The following is a 19,831-nucleotide window of genomic DNA, read 5'->3' on the forward strand; positions in this document are numbered from 1 at the left end:
GTGACGCGACTGGCCCTCAGGCGGCCGCTTCCACCTGCAAGTGATCCTGCTCCAGGTCGAAACGGCCCAGGACGTTGACCTGGGCGTTGCTGTGCAGCTCGCTGTAGGCGAGCACCGGGACGTGGTTGAATTCGTCGCGCAACAAGTCGCGCAGCGGCGCGCGCAGGTCCTGGGCCACCAGCAGCACGGCCACGCGCTTGGCGCGCAGGGGGAAGCCTTCGCGCAGTTGCAGCACCAATGCCCGGGTGTGCCCGCTTTCCAGGGCGAAGAAGGTTTCCGTCTGGGTCTGGCGCAGCGCCTCGCGCAGCAGCGTTTCGCTTTCCGGGGTCAACAGCCAGGCATGCAGGCCCTCGGCGTCGCGGTACTGGTGATAGATCTGCGACTTCAGGGCGATGCGGGCGTAGTCGGTCAGGGCGCCGACGTCGCGTTCGTGTTGCCCGTGCTCGATCAGCGACTCGGCGATCAGACGCACCGCCCGCAGCGGCACGCCCTCCCCAGCCAGGCGTTGCAGCACGGCGGCGAAGCGCGCCAAGGGCATGGTCCGCTGCAACTCCTGCACCAGCTCTGGCTGGCCCGCTTCGAGCCAGCTGAGGATCGACTTGCTTTCCTGCAAGCCCAGGAACTGCGGGCCGGTGGCGAACATGGCGCGGCTCATGCGCTCCACCAGCAGTTCGCTGGCCGATACCGCTTCCACCTGCTCGTGCGCCAGCAGCGGATCGTCGGGCAGCAACCACAGCCACTGCTGCTCGTCGCGCACCTCGCTGCCCACCTGCGCCTGGCGCGGCTCGAACGGCAGCGGCCCGCGCGCCACGGCCACGCGCTCGCCGAAGGTGGCGCGCAACATCGGCACCTCGTGCACGCAGAAACGACACTCGTCGTCCTCCAGCAGCGCGCTGTATTCGATCTCGAAGGGCGGCAAGGTCAGGCCGAACCCGGCCACCAGGCCATTGCGTTTCTTGCGCAGGGTCTGGATCGCCTCGTCGGTGGCCGGGTGCCCCTGCATGGCCACGGAGAACTGCAACAGGTAGGCGCGGGTCGGGTCGAAGCTGCGCAGGTCCTCGGCACCGTTGTCCTCGGGCGCCACCGCCGTGGGCGCGTCGTCGCCCTGGCGCGCCTGCCGGGCGCGGGCATACAGCTGGACGACCCCGGCGCTGCCGGTGATCAGGGCGATGACGATGAACACCAGCGTCGGCATGCCGGGCAGCGCAGCGAAGCCCAGCATGCCCACCGAGGCGATCACCCAGGCCTTGGGCTCGGCGGTCAACTGGCTGGCGATCTCCTTGCCGATGCTGCTGCCGGCCGGCTGCCCCTCCGGCGACACACGGGTGATGATCATGCCGGCGGTGAGGGAAATCAGCAGTGCAGGAATCTGCGCGATGAGGCCGTCGCCGATGGTCAGCACCGAATACAGGTGCATCGATTCGGCGGCGCCCATGTCGTGCTGCATCATGCCCACGGAGAAGCCGCCGATCAGGTTGATCACCACGATCACCAGGCCGGCGATGGCGTCGCCCTTGACGAACTTCATCGCCCCGTCCATCGCGCCGAACAGCTGGCTTTCCTTGTTCAGCTCTTCGCGGCGGCGACGGGCTTCGCTGACATCGATGAGGTTGGCGCGCAGGTCGCTGTCGATGGACATCTGCTTGCCCGGCAACGCGTCCAGGGTAAAACGGGCGGCCACCTCGGCCACGCGCTCGGAGCCTTTGGTGATGACCAGGAAGTTGACCACGGTGAGGATCAGGAAGATCACCAGGCCCACGGCCAGGTTGCCGCCGACCACGAAGTTGCCGAACGCCTCGACGATATGCCCGGCGTCGCCCTGGAGCAGGATCAACCGGGTGGTGGCCACAGAGAGCGCCAGACGGAACAAGGTGGTCAGCAGCAGCACGGCCGGGAACGAGGAAAAGGCCAGCGGGCGCGGCAGGTACAACGACAGCACGATCAGCAGGCAGGAGATGCAGATGTTGATGGCGATCAGCACGTCGACCACCGAGGTGGGCAACGGCAGGATCAGCATGAACACGATGCCCAGCACCACGAATGCACCGGCCACTTCGATGCGCCGCAGCGCCGCGCCCGCAGCGCGGTTCAACAGGGCGATCATGCGAACACACCTTTGATCGGGGCGGCGGTCTGTCCGCGCGTTTCGCCACGGGAACGCTCATCGAGCAGCACCAGCACCGTCTTCAGCGCACTCTGGCGGCTCTTGCCGTCGCGCCAGAGCGCCAGCGGCAGGCGCTTGAGCATGGCGTACAGGCCGTTGAGCGACACCAGTTGATCGCGCTCCTGTTCGCCACCAAGTTCGCGGCCGATGCGGCGCACTTCGGCCGCCGACACACCACTGGCCGCCATCCCGAGCAGGCGCTGCAGCAACAGCACCGCCGTGAGCTGACTGGTCGGGCAACCGTCGGCCAACTGCTCCAGCAATTGCCGGCAGCTGTGTAGCACGCTGCCCAGTTGAGTGGAGACGGCCAGGCCGATCAGCAATGCCCGCAGCTTGGCGGTGGGGCTCGACGGGGTCTGCGCGGCGATGTCGTCGGCCAGGGCGCGGCGCATCATGTCCAGGCCAGAGACGAACGCGGTTTCGCCGAACAGGCCGAGCAGCGCCTGCATCATGCTCGGCAGCGACTGCTTGAGCACCACGGTGTCGTAGTAAAGGCGGCGCACGGCCTGGCGCAACTCGGGGTCGCCGCCCGCGGCGCGCAAGGCCTCGGCGATGTTCATGCCGGCCTGGATCTGCGCGCCATATTGCTCACGCAGCCGTTGCAGGTAGTCGCGGGCGCGCTGGGCTTCGACCTTGCGCCCTTGCGCCTCGGCCTCGCGCAGCACCTGCTGCAGGATCAGGTCGGTGCGGGCCGGATCTGCGCCGCTGGCCTGCACCAGGTCTTCGAGCACCGGCTCGCCGTAGAGCAAGGCGCCGACCTGGGCGGCCATGGCGCTCAGGCTCAGCTTGCCGGGATGACCGAGCTGGTCGTACCACTCTTCCAGGCGCTCGCGCGTTTCGATCCGGGTCTGGCCCACCTCTTTACGCGCACTGCGGATACGCCGCTGGCTCAGGGCCTTGGTGCTGCGCTCCACGTGATGGCTGAAGGTCATGCCGACCTCCTCCATCGAACTGGACTGCACGGCCTGCTGCGTTGGCGCTGGCGTGCTCAGTTGCGCCAAGGCCGAAACGGCCTGGGCCAGTGGCACGGCACTGCGCATATGTCTCGGCGCTTCTACTTTCATGATGACCATGAGCGTGGTTTCGGATGCTCAGTGGGTGGCAGCACTTCGGCGTTCGGTTCCATCCTCCCCAACGGCTTTTTCCGCGCCGTTCGCCGGATGGCGATGGCGGGCATTTTTACGCGGCCGGGCGGTGCAAATTCTTGCAGTGGCACTGGGCTGGCCTGTGCAGCGGCCTGCACGAACCGTCTGCAACCGGAAAAATAAAATCGTTATTTATCAGTTGCTTATTGAGTAATTTGGGTTTGGCACAGGTTCTGCTGATAGGGCTTGTCGACATCGGATCGACGTTATGCACCTATCAGAGGGATTTACTGATGGCTTGTCTGAACTTCGCGTCAACCCAGAACACGTCCGCGCCCGGCATCACCTTCGGCGAGGAGCGCAAGCTGCGTCTGTTCATCCAGAAACGCGTGCTCAACCAGGACGACGCCGATGACCTGATCCAGCTCACGTACCTGGAGGCCTGGCGCAACCAGGAGAAATTCAAAGGGCTGGCCAAGCCGGACACCTGGCTGTGCGGCATCGCCTTGAACTTGATCCGCAACCATTTCCGCCGGTACTACGCGCAGCCGCCGCTGTGCGCCTTCGATGAAAGCGAATGCCACGAAATGAGTGACGACATCGACCTGGGCGAGCAGTGCGACCACCATCGACTGCTGGACCGCACGCTGACGGCCATGGACGCGCTGCCCAAGGAAATGCGCGAAACCCTGTTGACCGCCGTGGATACCGAGAGCAGCTACCGCGACGCCGCCGAGCGCCTGGGCGTGCCGATCGGCACCGTGCGCTCGCGCCTGTTCCGGGCCCGCGAACACCTCAAGCGCAGTGTGTTCGGGGAGGCTCGCGCATGATCGCCAACCGTTTGAACAGTCGCTCCGAGCTGCCCCCTGGGGTGCGTCGCTACACGCCCGAGGACCTGCCGACGATGACCGCGATCTTCAACGAAAGCGCTCTGGGGGGCACCAGCTCCCCCGTGCTCAGAGCGTTTTCCCTGGAGGAAATGACCTTCTTCGTCGACTGCTTCGTCAAGGAGGGCGATCCGATCTATGTGCTCGAACGCGGCGGCGAGGTGGTCGCCTGGCTGATCGTCAATCGCTTCAGTTGGGGCGCCCAGGCGTGCCGGCTGACCGGCGAGGTGTCGATCTACGTGCGCCACGACCACGTCGGCAGCGGCGTTGGCATTCGCCTCGGCCAGGCCGCGGTGGTGCTGGCCCGACGCTACGGCTTCGAGACGCTGGTGGCCTGGATCATCGAGCATAACGCGGCGAGCAAACGTGGCGTGCAAGGGCTGGGGGCCGCGCAATGGGGCCGCTTTCCTGGCATCGCCCGCTTCGCCGAGCTGCGTGCCGATGTGGTGCTCTACGGGCTGCACCTGACCTCGGAACCTTCTACTGAGTCCGATGTGCGTGTGGAGCAGGCTTGTCGGGCGGATGGCACGGGCTTGATCCGTGATCGCGCGACACCCCCGCCCCCAAGGGCAGCCAGTGCAGGACCCGACAGCCCGCGCTGAAGCCTAGTTCGAGTCACTGTCCGGCTCAATTCCTGCAATCTCGCACGCCCTCGTGGGAGCGGCCTTGTGCCGCGATTGGAGCGCGCAGCGGTCCCAGGTTTTCTGCTTCGCCGCTGCCATCCTCGGGACCGCTTCGCGGTCCAATCGCGACACAAGGCCGCTCCCACACGCAGCCGGCGCGGTGTCAGACAGATTGGGAGATCATCGAGCGCTAGAGGATGAGGGCGCAACTGTCTTGCTCAACTTCTGGCAGCTCACCGGCCCTTGTAGGAGCGGCCTTGAGTCGCGATGGAGCGCGCAGCGGTCCCAGGTTTTCTGCTTCGCCGCTGACAACGGCGTCAGGCCACCGACCAGCGCACCGGCAAGGCCTGCGGCCCGCGGAAGTTCGGCACGTAGCGCCAGCGCACGCTCTCGGGCGTGCCCTCCAGTTGCAGGCCTGGGCAGCGCCTGAGCAAGGTGTTCAAGGCGATCTCCAGCTCCTGACGCGCCAGCGAGGCGCCCAGGCAATAGTGGGCGCCTTTGCCGAACGCCAGGTGCGGGCATGCTGGGCGTGTCACATCCAGAATGTCGGGCTGGGCACACAGCGCCGGGTCGCGATTGGCCGATCCCACCACCGCCATCAACAGTTGACCGCGCTGCAAGCGTTGCCCGCCAAGCTCGGTGTCCTGGGTGACGAAGCGCACCATGGCGCGTTCCACCGACGAGTCATAGCGCAGCAATTCCTCCACCGCGTTGGCCATCGAGTCTGGCGAATCGCGCAACTGAATCAGCGTGTGCGGATGTCGCAGGAGCAAGTACACCGCATTGCCGATCATCGACGCCGTCGTTTCATGCCCGGCGACGATCAGCAGGGCGATCATGCTGCACAGCTCGCTGCTGCTGAGCACGTTGCCGTCCTCCTCGACCTCCACCAGCGCCGACACCAGGTCGTCGGTGGGCGCGGCGCGGCGCTGCTCGATCAAGGCCAGCATGTAGCTCGCGAACTCGGCGTAGCAACGCTGCAACTCGCTCAGGTCATGCCCGACCTGCTGGACGATGAGCTGGGACCAGCGGCGGAAATCGTCCCGGTCCTGGGCCGGGACACCGAGCAGTTCGGCGATCACGATGATCGACAGGGGAAACGCGTACTGGCTCACCACATCCAGACGCCCGCTCGGCCCGGCCTGGTCCAGCAAGCGCTCGGCAATCTGCTCGATGCGCGGGCGCATGGCGTTGACCGCCTTGAGCGTGAAGGCTTTGTTCACCAAGCGACGCAGACGCCGGTGGCGCTCCCCGTCACGGTTGAGCATGTGGTCGTTGAGAAAGGCGATGGACTGATCGCCGCCCATCATCGCCGCGAACTGCGGGCTGATGCGGGCCGGATCACGGGCGAAGCGTTCGCTGTCGAGCAGCACCGTTTCCACGTCTTGCGCGCCGGTGACGTACCAGATCGGCAACTGCCCCGGCGGCTGGCTGAGGAACACCGGCGCGGCCTCGCGCAGCGTCGCGTAGTGCTGGTAGGCCGCGCTGCGGAAGGCATCGCTGTTGAAGTCGAGGGTACAGGCGTTGGCCATGGACAAGCTCCGGGGACAAGGGGGTTGTCCCTGAGTGGCCGGGTGCACGGAAAAGATCCCTCGCCGGGTTCTCGAACAGGCCTCTGAACCGATTCGACCGCCCCGCTCACTCAAGGATGACCTTTGCCGATCTGTGGAGCTGACATGACGCACGCACCCGTAGTCCATGGCCATTGCGACCCGCGCTTCGAGCCGGTCAGGGCGGCCTTCATCGCCCTGATGCACAGCCCGTTCGAGCGCGGCGCCGCCCTGTGCCTGCAAGTCGACGGCGAGACCGTCATCGATCTCTGGGCCGGCCTGGCCGGGCCGGAACCGGAGCGCCTGTGGCAACAGGACACCCTGCTCAATCTGTTCTCCTGCACCAAGCCCTTCACGGCGGTGGCCATCATGCAACTGGTGGGCGAAGGCCGACTGGACCTCGATGCCCCGCTCTGCCAGTACTGGCCGTCGTTCGCCGACGCGGGCAAGGCCTCGATCACCCTGCGCCAGGTGCTGTGCCACCGCGCCGGGCTGCCGGCCATCCGCACGCCCTTGGCGCCACAGACCCTGTACGACTGGGACACCATGGCGCAGCTGATCGCCGGGGAACGGCCCTGGGCCAGCGCCGGCAAACGGCAGACCTATTCGCCCTTGCTGTTCGGTTGGATCCTGGGCGAGCTGCTGCGCCGGGTAGACGGCGTATCGCCCGCCCAGAGCATTTGCAGCCGCGTGGCCGAGCCCCTGGGGCTGGACTTCCACCTCGGCCTGGACGAGGCGACCATGGCGCGCTGCGCGTACATGGCGCGGACTCGCGAGGATATCTGCGACGAGGCCTTCGCCCGCGTGCTGCAGGATGTGCTCAACGCACCCACGACCATGAGCGCGCTGGCCTTCGCCAACCCGCCGATGCTGCTGGGGCGCAGCAACGAACCGGGCTGGAAGCGCATGACCCAGCCGGCGGCCAATGGCCACGGCAATGCCCGCAGCCTGGCGACCTTCTACGCCGGCCTGCTCGACGGCCGCTTGCTGGAATCGCCGATGCTCAATGAAATGCTGCGCGAGCACAGCGCCGAGTACGACCCCACGCTGCAGACACCGGCGCGCTTCGGCCTGGGCGTGATGCTCGACCAGCCCCAGGTGACCAATGGCAGCTATGGCATGGGCCGCGAGGCGTTCGGGCACATGGGCGCCGGTGGCACCGTCGGTTTCGCCGACCCGGAGCGCGGTGTGTCGTTTGGCTTCGCCTGCAATACCATCGGCTCGTACGTGTTGATGGACCCGCGTGGCCGACACCTGGCCAGCGTCGCGGCGGCCTGTCTATAGCGTCGGCTCGTCGGCCTGCGCGACCTGCGGGCCGACCGGGACACGCTCGGTCGTGACCCTCCCGGGCGCTTCGCGGTTTGGCACACCGGGTTGCGCGGCCCTGGCGATCAAGTCCGGCTGCGCGGTCAATCGACCTGACGCGGCCATGGGCAGCAGCACGCGTCCACTGGCCCGCCCGCGCTCGGTCGGGTTGAGCATGCGCAGTTCGCGCTCGTGCACACCGGACAGTTGCGCCAGGTGCGCCAGGTCCACCGGTTGCGCCAGGGCGAGCATCTGGAAGTACGGCTGATCGGCGATGGGCTCCAGGTCGATGTCGTAGTCCGCAGGGGCATTGACCAACTGCGACAGCGCCAGCAACCGCGGCACATAGTTCTGCGTCTCGCCAGGCAGCGCCAGGTCCCAGTAACCGGTCGCCAGGCCACGGGCGCGATTGCGCTCGATGGCCTGGCGCACGCGCCCTTCGCCTGCGTTATAGGCGGCCAGGGCCAGCAGCCAGTCGCCCTCGAAGTAGTCATGCAGGTAGGACAGGTAATCCAGGGCGGCGCGGGTGGAGGCTGGAATATCCCGACGCTCGTCGTAGCCCGCCCGCTGCTCCAGTCGATAGCGCCGTCCCGTGGCCGGGATGAATTGCCACAGGCCCATGGCCTGGGCGGGCGATTGCGCATTGGGGTTGAAGCCGCTCTCGATGGCGGGCAACAGCGCCAACTCCAGCGGCATGTTGCGCTTGCTCAGTTCGCCGACGATGAAGTGCAGGTAGCGGCTGCCGGCGCGCCCGGTCTGGGTGAGAAACCCCGGACGCTCGATCAGCCAGCGGCGCTGCGCATCGACCCGCGCCACGCCATCGGTTTCGGGCTGCAGCGAAAAACCCTGGCGCATGCGTGCCCACAGGCTGCCGTCGCTGTGCGGCGAGCGTTGCGCGATGTGCACCAGAGTGTCGGTCGGCGCGGGCGTGCGCCAGCGTAGCTGGGAGCGGTAGGGCTCGTTGGCGAACCGGTCGCCGATGGTCAGCTGCGGTTCGAGGTGCTGGCAGCCGTACAGCACAGTCGCCATGGCCAGCAGGGAAAGCCCTGTGCAGACCGAGCGCGGTGAAGGTGAACGGGACATGGGCGGTCAACCTTGAATGAGGTGGCGCCCATGGGTGGCCGAGAGCGGCCCGGCGGTTCCCCACCTGGCGACGCGACGAAGTGCCCGGAACCGAAAGCTCGCAGGGGTCACTCACCAGCAGCAGGTGCCTCCCGCGCCTGCCTGACGACACGAGGTCACTCATGGCGGCACCTTCCTATTGCAGGCTGATCGATCAGCTCTGTGCATTGACGATGATTCCCAGTCCATCCGCGTTCTATGAACACGCCAACCTGTCGGTCAAGGCGGTCGACTTTTCCCTGAAGCACACCCCCAGCGTGGGCGAGGGTGACGTGTTCATCTACGCCAGCTTCGGAGCGCTGCCCACCGCCCACCGCGAAGCGGTGCTGCAACGGCTGCTGGAAACCAACCTGTACCTGCTCAGCGGGCCGTTCTGCCCGTCCCTGGCCTACAACAGCGACAACCAGGAGGTGACGCTGATCGGCCACGTGCCGCTGGAAACCCTGACCGCCGAACACCTGCTCGGCCTGATGGGCGGTATCGCCGACATGGCGCTGAACTGGCGCAACGGCTACTTCCTGGACGGCCAACAGGCCGCGCCACCGGCCAACGCTGCCCAGGCGCCGAAAACCGGCAGACGCCCAGCAGGCTTCACCCACGCGTTGTCGAACTAGGAGAGACACCATGGCAGATTTATCCGTAGGCCAGAGCCTGGCGGTCCAGCGCCAGCAACAGGACGATGCGATCACCACGGCCCCGCCCATTCGGGATGTAACCACCTCCTCCAGAGCATTGGTGCCCTTTCATCTCGGCGCACTGACGCGCGCGCCGTCGCAAGCGCTGCAGAGCAAGCGAAACGAACTTCATCCTGTGATCGCCTCGCTGACCGAGCAGAGCCTGGCCAACACGCCACTGGCCTTTGCCCATCAACGCATGAAGCTCGAAGGCATGGCGCTGGAGGTGGTCGCAGATACCAGTTACCAGAACCTGCACCGGGAGCTGGCCGAGATGGGCGGCCGGCCGCATCCGATGTTGTCGGGCCACGATGAAGCCCGGGCCTTCAGCCAAGACTTCACCGCCTTCCTGCTCAAACCTCAGGAGCAACGAGACCAGGACGGTGGTTTCACGGCGGTCTGGGATGCCCACTGCGCGCGAGTAGGCGACACCCTGGGGGCCTACCACACGTTGTGCGAGGACGTGATAAAGCACAATGACAACCCCGCCGACCTGCCGCACTTGACCCGCAGTCACGAGGCGTTTCGGGGCTACGCCAAAGGGGTGGTCCAAGACATGAGCGAGGACATGCCCAAGCGCCTTGGCACCTTCCTCACAAGCCGTATCGAGCACGCGCAGACGACGGCGAACGACCCGACGCTGCGCAAGCAAACGCGAGACGACGCGCGCTACGAACTAAACCAACTGCAGGCCGTGCGCACGGAACTGCAAGGGTTCATCAGCAAAAAGGATGAAGACCAGCCCAAGGCTTCGACTCCACTCGCCCAGGCGACCAAGGCCAACGAGGGCCTGGATAATGCCCTGAAGAACGTCGCACGCGAAGATACGATCAAAGACCTCAAGGCCCACTCCGGCCTGCTCATCGGTGCGGCCGTGTTTCTCGGCGCGGGAATCCCCCAGGGCGTCGCGTCAGCGGGGCACTTCGGCGCCAGCACGTCGGCAATCGATGAACGAATGGCCAATGAGCCCTTCATCAACCACACCGCGGCCACCTCGGCGGTGCTGGGCGGTTCACACAAGCTCATCAGCGACGGCATCCGTCCATTCGTCCAGGCGTCGGTCGACAAAACCATTGGCAGAACCATGGTCAAGGTCGATCCAATGTCCGTGTACCCCACGCCATTGAAAGACATCAGCGTAGATGGGCGACGCGTCGCCAACCCCGATTTCGCCCGCCAGGACACCACCCGGGCAGACCAGCGCAAGGACTTCAAGCGCCTGCAGAACGCCAACAATTTCGGCACCATGAGTGGCGATTTCGCCGGGTACCTGGCCTTCGGCACCGCCCATGCCCTGCGTGAGCTGTTGAATCAATACACCTCGCTGAACACGACAGGCATCGGCGCACGCTCGCTCGCATCGGCCGCAGGCGGCACGTTCATGGCCGGCGGCCAGGCGGTGGCGAAATACGCCCAGACCCATGGCGACGAACGCATTCCCACCTATCGAGTGACCCAGCAGACCAAGGACTGGGGCAAGGTGATGCCCGAAACGCTGCGCGATGTACTGGGCAAACTCAACCCACTGGACATGGCCAACTTGAGCGACCTGATCAACCGGATCGTCGGCGCGTTCCCTGGGATCGAGATGCGCACGGGGGTCGGGGATGCCGCCCTTGCGCAATTGAAATCAGCCGCAGCAGCGATTGTCGACGCGACGGGCATGACCCAGAAACCCGGCGACCTGGAAAAGATGGTGATGGTGATCAGCACCTTGGTTTCCTCGGGCCTGACGCTGCACCCCTTCTTCGCCAACAGTGTGGCGGCGCCGCTGGAGAACAAGGCCCTGCACGGTGAAGACAAGCTCGCCTCACGGGCCAGCGTTCCGGTGCAGAACATTCTCCATCCAGACCGCGACTCGCTTCCCCACACCCAGCCAGCCGGCGTGCGGCGCACGCTGGAGAATGCTTACCACGTGAGCCGCGGCGTGAGTCAGCTCGGTCCGCAAAGCGTCGTGGCGGGGATCAACGTGGTCAGCGATGCAATCAAGGACAAGGTGTCAGGCTCGAAAAAAACGGCCACTCCCGACCCGATCGAGCTGGCAGAACGCGGTCAGGCCACTACTCAAGGCACGCCCGCTGACGAAGGACAAAGCAGCACCCGTCCTACCTGATGAAACCGTCGCGCCGTCCCTGCCGGGTGGCGCGACACTTCTCGATCAAACGGTCACACAATCGCGGTGGCTCTACCTGGAGCGAGCAGGTATAACGGCGAACCGAAATGGCGGCGGCATGGTCTGATTGCAGGCCGACGCTGATCGGCCAGGTTCCCGTTGTCCTCTTTCCGGAGATTCCCATGCGCATCCCTTCCCGCATCATCGGCGGCGCCCTCATCGCGGCGCTGCTGACTCAAATGACGGCGTGCGGCACCATCATTTATCCCGACCGTCGTGGCCAGATCGAAGGCAAGATCGACCCGGTGGTCGCGGTCATGGACGCCATCGGCATCCTGTTCTGGGTGCTGCCCGGCCTGATCGCCTTCGGCGTCGACTTCGCCACCGGCGCCATCTACTACCCCGGCGGCAAGACCGCGCAGATCGACCCGGCCAAACTCAAGCCCGCCGTCGATGCCCAGGGTAATGTCGACAAGCTCAAGCTGCAGGCCATCCTCGAAAGCGAGCTGGGCCAGCGCCTGCCGCTGGACGACCCGCGCCTGATCCAGCACCGCGGCAGCGTCGAGCAACTGGCCGCCTTCGGCCTGGTGCCCGCCGCCTGATCCCTTCCCGTCCGAGGCCTGTCCATGACCACCAACGCCGAACATCAACGCCTGCTGCGCCTGGTCACCCGCGCCTCGCTGTCGGTGGCCAGTATCCTGGTCCTGGCCAAGGCCGTGGCCTGGTGGATGAGCGGCTCGGTGAGCCTGCTAGCCGGCCTCACCGACTCCATGCTCGATGCCGTGGCCTCGTTCCTCAACTTGCTGGCGGTGCATTACGCCTTGCGCCCGGCCGACGACGACCACCGCTTCGGCCATGGCAAGGCCGAAGCACTGGCCGGCATGGCTCAGGCGCTGTTCATCGCGGTCAGTGCCGTGCTCATCGGCCTGCAGGCGGTAGAACGCCTGCAATCGCCGCAGCCGCTGGGCGATACCGGTGCTGGCATTGCGGTGATGCTGCTGTCGCTGGTGCTGACCGTGGCGCTGCTGGCCTTTCAGCGCAAAGTCATCCGCGTCACCGGCTCCACGGCGGTGCGTGCTGATTCGCTGCATTATCGGTCCGACTTGCTGCTCAACAGCAGCATTCTGCTGGCCCTGCTGCTGGCACGCTTCGGCTGGCCGCAGTTGGATGCGATCTTCGGCCTGGCCATTGCGCTGTACATCCTCTGGAGCGCGGTGCAGATCGCCCGCGAGAGCACCTCGATCCTGATGGACCAGGAGTTGCCCGGCGAGGTGGTCGAGCGCATGCAGGCGCTGGCGCTGGCGATCCCCGGTGTGCAGGGCGTGCATGACCTGCGCACGCGCATGTCGGGCAGTCACTGGTTCGTGCAACTGCACCTGGAACTGCCCGGCGAGCTGCCGCTGCACGAGGCGCACGCGCTATGCGTGCAAGCCTCGGCGGCGATCCGCGAGGGTTATCCGCGAGCCGATGTGATGGTGCATGCCGACCCGGTGTAACGCCGCGCGCTTCAGTTGACGCTGTAACCCCGTCCGCTCAGGCACGCCGCCAGCGAGCGGCGATAGTCATTAGCCACACCGGGCGGCGGGGCGCTGCTGGCCGTGGCCGGGTCGAAGCCGGACTGGCTGACCGCCCAGCGATGACAGTGGTAGCGGTCCTGCTCCTGCTGCTGCGGGCCTTGGCCATTGGCCGGATAGGCGATCACGTCGTAACCGCCGCCGGGCTGGGGTTCCGGTGGCGGGGCGTAGGCCGGCGCCGTCGGGTTGACCACCACATAGTCCTGGCGGTCGGGCTGGTACTGGTAGTAGGTGTCGGCGACCAGGAAATACAACAGCCCACTGAGCCAGACTTCCTGGGCGTAGGACGGCAGCGCGTCGACCCTCAGGCCATACGGCGGGCGCACCACGATGTAGTCGCCGCCGTGGGGGCGATACCAGTAGCCGCCGGAATAGTAGTAGTCCTGACCGCGATACGGCACTCGCCGGTAGCGGTCGGGGAAGCGATCGGTGGTGTAGCCGGGACGGTACTGTGGGCCCGGCCCCCAGCCATCGCCATGGCCGTCGGGCCTGCCGTGCCAGTCGCCGCCGGGGCGTTGGCCTGGACCGCCGGCTTCCCAGCGACGGTAATCGCCGGGGCGGCGCGGAATATCCTGGTAGTAACCAGGACGCGGCGGTTCGGTCTGGCGCACTTCGTCGCGCGAGTTCAGGGGCGAACTGGGCACGCCCGGCCCATTGGGATCGGGCGGAGCAGGCCTGCCGGGCGCGTCGCCCGGTCCGATGGCCAGTGCGCCCAGGCTGATGCCCATGCCCAGCACCCCGATTACCGCCCACTGCCCGATGCGCGACCTCATATGATTCCTCTCGCTAGCGCTGCTGCTTTGTGCGCGCAGTCTAACCCGCCGCGCAGGTGAGGTTCAGACAATAAAAAAGGGAGGCCAGTCGGCCTCCCCTCGGGAATTGTCGTCCGTGCTCGACGCTTGTGGCGTCGGCTCACCTCGCCAGGTCTTCTGGACCCTGCGCAGCCCGGGGGCCAGTTGATCCGATGGGATGGCTGGCCGCGACCGCCCGCTTGAGGCGCGTCGCTGTGGACATGAGTCCGGGCAGTGATTCTGTGGGTAACGATAGAGGATCGGCACCGGCACAGGATTGCGAAGATTGCGGTGATAAATAGCACTTGCGCAATTTTTCACTCAGGATCGATAATTCGCCGCAATCCGAACAGAAAAGGCATTGTCCATGAGCAAGCTTGACCGCTACGACCTGAGCATCCTCGCCGAATTGCAGCGTGACGCCCGCATTTCCAACCAGGAACTGGCCGAGCGCATCGGCTTGTCGCCCTCGCCCTGCTCGCGACGGGTCAAGCAGCTCGAAGACGATGGCTATATCTCGCGCCAGGTGGCGCTGCTCGATCGCAAGAAGCTCGGCTTGAGCCTCACCGCCTACGTGTTGATCGGCATGGATCGCCACACCCCCGAGCGCTTCGAGACCTTCGAAGCCGCCATCCGCAGCCTGCCCCAAGTCCTGGAATGCAGCCTGGTCACCGGCATGGACGCGGACTATCAGCTCAAAGTGGTGGTCCCGGACATGGACCATTACCAGAAGCTGCTGCTGGGCAGCCTGACCCGTATCGAAGGCGTCACCAGCGTGCGCTCGAGCTTCGTGCTCAACCAGGTACTGGCCAGTACCGAGATGCCATTGACCCACCTGCGTTGAATCCTGCCGAGGGCGGCGTATGATCGGGCGCTCTGACTGACAGGAGCCGGACGATGGACCCCGCGGTATTCGAAGAATGGATGATGATCGTGCTGGTCAGCATGCTGATCGGCTTCATGGGCTTCATCGTCTGGGACCTGGCGAAGAAGTCCAAGGCCGGACGCTTCGGGACGCTGATCCTGTTCTTCGTGCTCGGCCTCGGGGTGATGGCGTTCATCATCAAGAGCGTGGTGGTGGGCTTCATCGAAGGCGTGTAGTACCTGGAGCGGGCCTGCCAGCGAGCCGCGCGCCTACAGCTTCGCCGGCACCTCGCGCCAACACCCCTGCTCCAACCCATCCAGCGTCCAGTCGCCGATGCGCACTCGCACCAGGCGCAAAGTGGGCAACCCCACCGCTGCCGTCATCCGCCGTACCTGACGGTTGCGGCCTTCGCGAATCACCAGCTCCAGCCACGCCGTCGGCACGCTCTTGCGAAAGCGCACCGGCGGGTTGCGCGGCCACAGCGTCGGCTCGTCCAGCGGGCGGGCCTCGGCGGGCAGGGTCATACCGTCGTTGAGTTCCACGCCTTGGCGCAGACGCTGCAGCTGCTCGGCGCTCGGCTCACCTTCCACCTGCACCCAGTACGTCTTGGGCAACTTGTGCCGAGGATCGGCGATGCGCGCTTGCAACTGGCCGTCGTTGGTCAGCAGCAGCAGACCCTCGCTGTCGCGGTCCAGCCGCCCAGCCGGATAGATACCGGGGAGGTCGATGAAGTCCTTGAGCGTGGCGCGCCCCTGGTCGTCGCTGAACTGGGTGAGCACGTCGAACGGCTTGTTGAACAGGATCAGGCGCGGTTCGGCCGGTGGCGCCTTGGGCGGGCGCCGGGGGCCGGTAGGACGCGCCGCCGGGCGGCGCGGTTTGGAGCGGGGAGGCAGGGGCATGGGTCCTCAGCGGAACGGCGGCTCGTCGAAACTGCGCAGTTTACGCGAGTGCAGCGTGTCCAGCTCGGTGCGCAGCAGGTCGAGGGCGGCGATGCCGATCTTCAGGTGCTGGCTGACGGCGCGGTTGTAGAACGCATTGGCCGAGCCCGGCAGCTTGATCTCGCTGTGCAGCGGCTTGTCGGAGACGCACAGCAAGGTGCCGTAAGGCACCCGCAGTCGATAACCCTGGGCGGCGATGGTGCCGCTTTCCATGTCCACCGCCACGGCGCGCGACAGGTTGATCAATGGCCGCTCCTGGGCCCAACGCAGCTCCCAGTTGCGGTCGTCGTAGGTCAGCACGGTGCCGGTGCGCAGGCGCTTCTTCAATTGCTCGCCGCGTTCGCCAGTGACCTGCGCCGCCGCTTCCTGCAGCGCCAACTGCACCTCGGCCAGGGCCGGGATGGGAATGTTCGGCGGCACCACGCGGTCGAGAATACCGTCGCGGCGCATGTAGGCGTGGGCCAGCACGTAGTCGCCGATGGTCTGCGATTGGCGCAGGCCGCCGCAGTGGCCGATCATCAGCCAGCAGTGCGGCCGCAGCACGGCCAGATGGTCGGTGATGTTCTTGGCATTGGACGGACCAACGCCGATGTTGACCAGGGTGATGCCGTCGCCGTCGGCCGCGATCAGGTGGTAGGCCGGCATCTGGTAGCGGTGCCAGACCACGCCAGCGACCAGGGCCTGGGCTTCGCCGTTGTCCATGCCCTTTTCGATGACCACGTTGCCCGGCAGGACCATGCGCACGAAGCGCGGATCCTGGTGCAGTTGCTCCAGGCCGTGGGCAATGAATTGATCGACGTAGCGGTGGTAGTTGGTCAGCAGAATCCACGGCTGCATGTGGCGCCAGTCGCTGCCGGTGTAATGCACCAGCCGGCGCAGGGAGAAATCCGTGCGCGCAGCGTCGAACAGTGCCAGCGGCAGGGTTTCGGCGCTCTCCCAGTCGTACAGCCCGTCGGCGATGTTGTCGGTGGCGGCGGACAGGTCGGTGCTGGGGAATACCCGCGCCAGGGTGGCGGCGGTGATGCCGCTGCCGGCCAGTTCATCGCCCTGGTCGACCACATAGGGGTAGGGAATGTTCTGCTCGCTGACGCCGACTTCCACGGTCACCGTGTAGTCATGCATCAACGGGCGCAGCTGTTCGAGCAGGTAGCTGCGGAAGGCCGCCGGCTGGGTGACGGTGACGCTATAGGTGCCGGCCACCTGGACCTTGGCATAGGCGCGCGTGGTGGCGGCGACTTCGCCCTGGCTGAAGTAGGTCAGGCGAATGGCCGGGTAGCGGAACTGCGCACGCTGCGCCTCATCCGGCTCGGTGCGGTCCTTGAGGTAACGCTTCAGGGCCTGGCTGAGGGCACCGGTGGCTTGTTCATGCAGGGCCGCCAGACGGTCGACGGCCTGTTCGGGGGTATCAACGACTACAAACGCTTGGCTCACGCTGGGCTTCCTGTCTTGGACTCATGCATGCAGACCATCTTGCCTGCGATCCATTGCAAATTCATCTGTGGCAGCGGCCCAGTCGAGAAAAGCGCAACCTTCACATCGGCGTCGCCCGCTCCATCAGCGCGAGCACGTCGATGCCACGCGGCAGCGCGCCGTACACGCGACCACCGCTGCCCAGACGGCTGCCGATGAAGGCATCGCTGACCGTGGCATTGCCCGCCTCCAGCAATAGCTTGGCCTGCAGCGCCACGGCGATGTCTTCGGTCAGTTGCCGGGCGCGGTACTGGATGTCGCCGCTGTCGGCCAGCGCACCCTTGAGGTTGCCGATGTGCGCGGCCAGGCGCGGGTCGCCATGACCGTCGCCCAGCTCGACGAACAGCGCATCGAGCACGCCCGGCTCCTTGGACAGCGCCCGCAGCACGTCCAGGCACTGCACGTTGCCCGAGCCTTCCCAGGTGGAGTTGACCGGTGCCTCGCGGTACAGGCGCGGGAGGATGCTGTCCTCGACATAACCGGCGCCGCCCAGGCACTCGGCAGCCTCGTTGATCATTCCCGGCGCGCGCTTGCAGATCCAGTACTTGCCCACCGCCGTGACCAGGCGGGCAAAATGCGCCTGCTGCGGGTCGTCCAACTGGTCCAGGGCCTGACCCATGCGCAGGCTCAGGGCCAGCGCCGCCTCGCTCTCCAGCGCCAGGTCGGCGAGCACGTTCTGCATCAACGGTTGCTCGCTGAGCCGCTTGCCGCCGACCTTGCGGTGGGCGCAGTGATGCGTGGCCTGGGTCAGCGCCTGGCGCATCAAGGCACTGGAGCCGACCATGCAGTCGAAGCGGGTCATGGCGACCATCTCGATGATGGTCGGCACGCCGCGCCCTTCCTCGCCGATCATCCAGGCCAGGGCGCCGCGAAACTCCACTTCGCTGGAGGCATTGGACTGGTTGCCCAGCTTGTTTTTCAAGCGCTGGATATAGAACTGGTTGCGCTGGTCGTCCGGCCGATGGCGCGGCAGCAGGAAGCAGCTCAGGCCGCGCTCGGTCTGCGCCAGGGTAAGGAAGGCGTCGCACATCGGCGCCGAACAGAACCACTTGTGGCCGACCAGTTCATAGGCCTGCCCTGGTCCAGGCGCGCCCACGGGGTAGGCGCGGGTGGTGTTGGCGCGCACATCGGTGCCGCCCTGCTTTTCGGTCATGGCCATGCCCAGGGTCACCCCGGCTTTATGCCGGTCGCCGACATTGCGCGGGTCGTACTCGCGGGCCAGCACCTTGGGCAGCCAGTACTCGGCCAGTTCCGGTTGCAGGCGCAGCGCGGGCACCGCTGCGAAGGTCATGGTCAGCGGACAGCCGCTGCCCGCCTCGGCCTGGCTGTGCAGGTAGGTCATCGACGCGCGGGCCACATGCGCGCCAGCACGCGGTTCGGCCCACGGCAGCGAGGGCAGGCCATGCTCGATGGCGGTGCGCATCAGCTCGTGGTAGGCGGGATGGAATTCCACCAGGTCGATGCGATGACCGTAGCGGTCATGGCTGCTGAACTGCGGCGCATGCGCATTGGCCAGGAAGCCTGCGGCCATCAGCGGCCCACCGGCCAGCGCGCCATAGGCGTCGATGCGCGCGTGTGCCCAGCCCGCGCCGAAGCGGCTTGACCATTGCTGCAGCGGCAGGTCGAGACGGTACAGGTTGGCGCCGTCCAGCGAAGGGGGCTGGTTGGTGACTTCGTGGGTTTCGGCGTACTGATGCAGGTTCATCGAAGGCTCCTGGGTGCGCGGTGGCCTGGAAACCTCAGTGAAGCACTCATCGCGGGGCAGGCAAAGGGACGAAACCGCCGTTTCCGACGGGATCGCGGGCAGCGCCAGTGGCTGTCTACCTCACCGGCGAATCCGTTATGAACGCTTTGGTGGTAAGCTCGCCGACCATGAATACCTACAGCTCCCGTCCCGTTGTCCTCTGTCTTTCCGGCCACGACCCCAGTGGCGGCGCCGGTCTGCAGGCAGATATCGAAGCCCTGATCGCCCAGGGCTGTCACGCCGCACCGGCCGTGACCGCCCTGACCGTGCAGGATACCGTCGATGTGTCCGACTTCCGCGTGCTCGACCGCCAGTGGGTATTGGCGCAGGCCAATGCGGTGCTGGCCGATTCGCCCGTGGCGGCGGTCAAGCTGGGCATGCTCGGCTCGATCGAGATGGTCGACACCGTCGCCGAACTGCTCGCCGCTCACCCGCACGTGCCGTTGGTCTGCGACCCGGTGCTGCGCGCCGGTGGCGGCGGCCGACTGGGCAAGGATGAAGTGGGCTACGCCCTGCGCGAGCGCCTGCTGCCCCGGGCCACCATCGCCACGCCGAACCTGCCCGAGGCGCGCATCCTCGCCGACCTGCCGTCTGGCAGCGCCGACGACTGCGCAGAGAAACTCCTGCCGTTCTGCGAGCATCTGCTGATCACCGGCGGCCATGGCGACGAAGTAGAGATCCACAACCGTCTGTACAGCCGCAGCGGCCAGCAGCACACCTGGACCTGCCAACGCCTGCCCGGCAGCTACCACGGTTCGGGCTGCACCCTGGCCAGCGCCCTGGCCGGACGCCTGGCCCTGGGCGAGGAACTGGTCAGCGCCGTGCGCAGCGCCCTGGACTACACCTGGCGCACCCTGCGCGACGCCGAGCGACTGGGTCGCGGCCAGTACGTGCCACGGCGCCTGCCCCTGGATTTCTGCCACTGA

At 66.4% G+C, this 19,831-nt stretch carries 18 protein-coding genes; 10 read left to right on the plus strand and 8 right to left on the minus strand.

What is annotated here, in order from left to right; all coding sequences use genetic code 11:
• Positions 1-16: 16 nt before the first annotated feature.
• Complete coding sequence (gene sctV / locus NJ69_RS15455) at positions 17-2,104, minus strand: type III secretion system export apparatus subunit SctV (protein WP_039580540.1); 2,088 nt, start codon at positions 2,102-2,104, stop codon at positions 17-19.
• On the minus strand, positions 2,101-3,237 hold the full coding sequence (gene sctW, locus NJ69_RS15460) for a type III secretion system gatekeeper subunit SctW (protein ID WP_245219459.1): 1,137 nt from the start codon (positions 3,235-3,237) through the stop codon (positions 2,101-2,103). Before sctW ends, sctV begins: the two co-directional genes overlap by 4 nt.
• Positions 3,238-3,542: 305 nt before the next feature.
• Between sctW and NJ69_RS15465 the strand changes: the two genes are divergently transcribed.
• Both NJ69_RS15465 and NJ69_RS15470 read left to right on the plus strand, forming a co-directional pair.
• Positions 3,543-4,079 (plus strand): RNA polymerase sigma factor, encoded by a 537-nt coding sequence (locus NJ69_RS15465; protein ID WP_039580542.1) that lies wholly within the window; start codon positions 3,543-3,545, stop codon positions 4,077-4,079.
• Positions 4,076-4,738 carry a GNAT family N-acetyltransferase gene (locus NJ69_RS15470; RefSeq protein ID WP_155290538.1) on the plus strand — a complete coding sequence of 221 codons (663 nt, stop codon included), beginning with the start codon at positions 4,076-4,078 and terminating at the stop codon, positions 4,736-4,738. Before NJ69_RS15465 ends, NJ69_RS15470 begins: the two co-directional genes overlap by 4 nt.
• Before the next feature lie 338 nt (positions 4,739-5,076).
• Here the strand turns inward: NJ69_RS15470 and NJ69_RS15475 are convergent, their stop codons facing one another.
• Positions 5,077-6,291 carry a cytochrome P450 family protein gene (locus NJ69_RS15475; RefSeq protein WP_039580544.1) on the minus strand — a complete coding sequence of 405 codons (1,215 nt, stop codon included), beginning with the start codon at positions 6,289-6,291 and terminating at the stop codon, positions 5,077-5,079.
• Between the two features lie 144 nt (positions 6,292-6,435).
• On the opposite strand from NJ69_RS15475, the gene NJ69_RS15480 reads away from it, so the two are divergent.
• Positions 6,436-7,593, plus strand: coding sequence for an EstA family serine hydrolase (locus NJ69_RS15480; RefSeq protein WP_039580546.1), 1,158 nt, complete (start codon positions 6,436-6,438; stop codon positions 7,591-7,593).
• Here NJ69_RS15480 and NJ69_RS15485 read toward each other — a convergent pair.
• Entirely contained in the window at positions 7,588-8,697 is a 1,110-nt protein-coding gene (locus NJ69_RS15485; RefSeq protein WP_080754766.1) for a transglycosylase SLT domain-containing protein, read from the minus strand. The two genes, NJ69_RS15480 and NJ69_RS15485, sit on opposite strands and share 6 nt — an antisense overlap.
• A 161-nt stretch (positions 8,698-8,858) precedes the next feature.
• Between NJ69_RS15485 and NJ69_RS15490 the strand changes: the two genes are divergently transcribed.
• From NJ69_RS15490 to NJ69_RS15505, 4 genes are all read left to right on the plus strand, one after another.
• Entirely contained in the window at positions 8,859-9,350 is a 492-nt protein-coding gene (locus NJ69_RS15490; RefSeq protein WP_245219461.1) for a type III effector, read from the plus strand.
• A gap of 10 nt (positions 9,351-9,360) precedes the next feature.
• Complete coding sequence (locus tag NJ69_RS15495; RefSeq protein WP_039580549.1) at positions 9,361-11,523, plus strand: hypothetical protein; 2,163 nt, start codon at positions 9,361-9,363, stop codon at positions 11,521-11,523.
• A gap of 182 nt (positions 11,524-11,705) precedes the next feature.
• Positions 11,706-12,125, plus strand: coding sequence for a hypothetical protein (locus tag NJ69_RS15500; RefSeq protein WP_029611919.1), 420 nt, complete (start codon positions 11,706-11,708; stop codon positions 12,123-12,125).
• Positions 12,126-12,149: 24 nt separating this feature from the next.
• Positions 12,150-13,019, plus strand: a complete 870-nt coding sequence (locus NJ69_RS15505) for a cation diffusion facilitator family transporter (protein WP_039580552.1) — start codon at positions 12,150-12,152, stop codon at positions 13,017-13,019.
• Positions 13,020-13,030: 11 nt separating this feature from the next.
• Here the strand turns inward: NJ69_RS15505 and NJ69_RS15510 are convergent, their stop codons facing one another.
• Positions 13,031-13,870 (minus strand): DUF6515 family protein, encoded by an 840-nt coding sequence (locus NJ69_RS15510; RefSeq protein WP_039580555.1) that lies wholly within the window; start codon positions 13,868-13,870, stop codon positions 13,031-13,033.
• A gap of 385 nt (positions 13,871-14,255) precedes the next feature.
• Between NJ69_RS15510 and NJ69_RS15515 the strand changes: the two genes are divergently transcribed.
• Positions 14,256-14,732, plus strand: coding sequence for an Lrp/AsnC family transcriptional regulator (locus tag NJ69_RS15515; RefSeq protein ID WP_029611921.1), 477 nt, complete (start codon positions 14,256-14,258; stop codon positions 14,730-14,732).
• Between the two features lie 53 nt (positions 14,733-14,785).
• Entirely contained in the window at positions 14,786-14,989 is a 204-nt protein-coding gene (locus NJ69_RS15520; RefSeq protein ID WP_039580558.1) for a DUF2788 domain-containing protein, read from the plus strand.
• A gap of 33 nt (positions 14,990-15,022) precedes the next feature.
• Here NJ69_RS15520 and NJ69_RS15525 read toward each other — a convergent pair whose 3' ends face one another.
• The 3 genes from NJ69_RS15525 to NJ69_RS15535 all read right to left on the minus strand — a co-directional run bounded on the left by NJ69_RS15525 (position 15,023) and on the right by NJ69_RS15535 (position 18,866).
• Entirely contained in the window at positions 15,023-15,652 is a 630-nt protein-coding gene (locus NJ69_RS15525) for a pseudouridine synthase (RefSeq protein ID WP_039580560.1), read from the minus strand.
• A gap of 6 nt (positions 15,653-15,658) precedes the next feature.
• Positions 15,659-17,122: an AMP nucleosidase gene (gene amn / locus NJ69_RS15530; protein WP_039580563.1), complete on the minus strand. Its 1,464-nt coding sequence runs from the start codon at positions 17,120-17,122 to the stop codon at positions 15,659-15,661.
• A 100-nt stretch (positions 17,123-17,222) separates the two neighbouring features.
• Positions 17,223-18,866 (minus strand): acyl-CoA dehydrogenase family protein, encoded by a 1,644-nt coding sequence (locus NJ69_RS15535; protein ID WP_039580566.1) that lies wholly within the window; start codon positions 18,864-18,866, stop codon positions 17,223-17,225.
• A 167-nt stretch (positions 18,867-19,033) separates the two neighbouring features.
• On the opposite strand from NJ69_RS15535, the gene NJ69_RS15540 reads away from it, so the two are divergent.
• A complete protein-coding gene (locus NJ69_RS15540) occupies positions 19,034-19,831 on the plus strand; it encodes a hydroxymethylpyrimidine/phosphomethylpyrimidine kinase (protein WP_039583283.1) in 798 nt (265 codons plus the stop codon).

It is taken from the genome of Pseudomonas parafulva (assembly GCF_000800255.1).
GTDB classification, from domain to species: Bacteria; Pseudomonadota; Gammaproteobacteria; order Pseudomonadales; family Pseudomonadaceae; genus Aquipseudomonas; species Aquipseudomonas boreofloridensis.

Coding starts and splice junctions, on each gene's coding strand:
- NJ69_RS15520 (WP_039580558.1), top strand. CDS start 14,786: ATGGACCCCGCGGTATTCGAAGAATGGATGATGATCGTGCTGGTCAGC.
- NJ69_RS15495 (WP_039580549.1), top strand. CDS start 9,361: ATGGCAGATTTATCCGTAGGCCAGAGCCTGGCGGTCCAGCGCCAGCAA.
- NJ69_RS15500 (WP_029611919.1), top strand. CDS start 11,706: ATGCGCATCCCTTCCCGCATCATCGGCGGCGCCCTCATCGCGGCGCTG.
- sctV (WP_039580540.1), bottom strand. CDS start 2,104: ATGATCGCCCTGTTGAACCGCGCTGCGGGCGCGGCGCTGCGGCGCATC.
- NJ69_RS15465 (WP_039580542.1), top strand. CDS start 3,543: ATGGCTTGTCTGAACTTCGCGTCAACCCAGAACACGTCCGCGCCCGGC.
- NJ69_RS15505 (WP_039580552.1), top strand. CDS start 12,150: ATGACCACCAACGCCGAACATCAACGCCTGCTGCGCCTGGTCACCCGC.
- NJ69_RS15540 (WP_039583283.1), top strand. CDS start 19,034: ATGAATACCTACAGCTCCCGTCCCGTTGTCCTCTGTCTTTCCGGCCAC.
- NJ69_RS15475 (WP_039580544.1), bottom strand. CDS start 6,291: ATGGCCAACGCCTGTACCCTCGACTTCAACAGCGATGCCTTCCGCAGC.
- sctW (WP_245219459.1), bottom strand. CDS start 3,237: ATGGTCATCATGAAAGTAGAAGCGCCGAGACATATGCGCAGTGCCGTG.
- NJ69_RS15515 (WP_029611921.1), top strand. CDS start 14,256: ATGAGCAAGCTTGACCGCTACGACCTGAGCATCCTCGCCGAATTGCAG.
- NJ69_RS15510 (WP_039580555.1), bottom strand. CDS start 13,870: ATGAGGTCGCGCATCGGGCAGTGGGCGGTAATCGGGGTGCTGGGCATG.
- NJ69_RS15525 (WP_039580560.1), bottom strand. CDS start 15,652: ATGCCCCTGCCTCCCCGCTCCAAACCGCGCCGCCCGGCGGCGCGTCCT.
- NJ69_RS15490 (WP_245219461.1), top strand. CDS start 8,859: ATGGCGGCACCTTCCTATTGCAGGCTGATCGATCAGCTCTGTGCATTG.
- NJ69_RS15535 (WP_039580566.1), bottom strand. CDS start 18,866: ATGAACCTGCATCAGTACGCCGAAACCCACGAAGTCACCAACCAGCCC.
- NJ69_RS15485 (WP_080754766.1), bottom strand. CDS start 8,697: ATGTCCCGTTCACCTTCACCGCGCTCGGTCTGCACAGGGCTTTCCCTG.
- NJ69_RS15470 (WP_155290538.1), top strand. CDS start 4,076: ATGATCGCCAACCGTTTGAACAGTCGCTCCGAGCTGCCCCCTGGGGTG.
- NJ69_RS15480 (WP_039580546.1), top strand. CDS start 6,436: ATGACGCACGCACCCGTAGTCCATGGCCATTGCGACCCGCGCTTCGAG.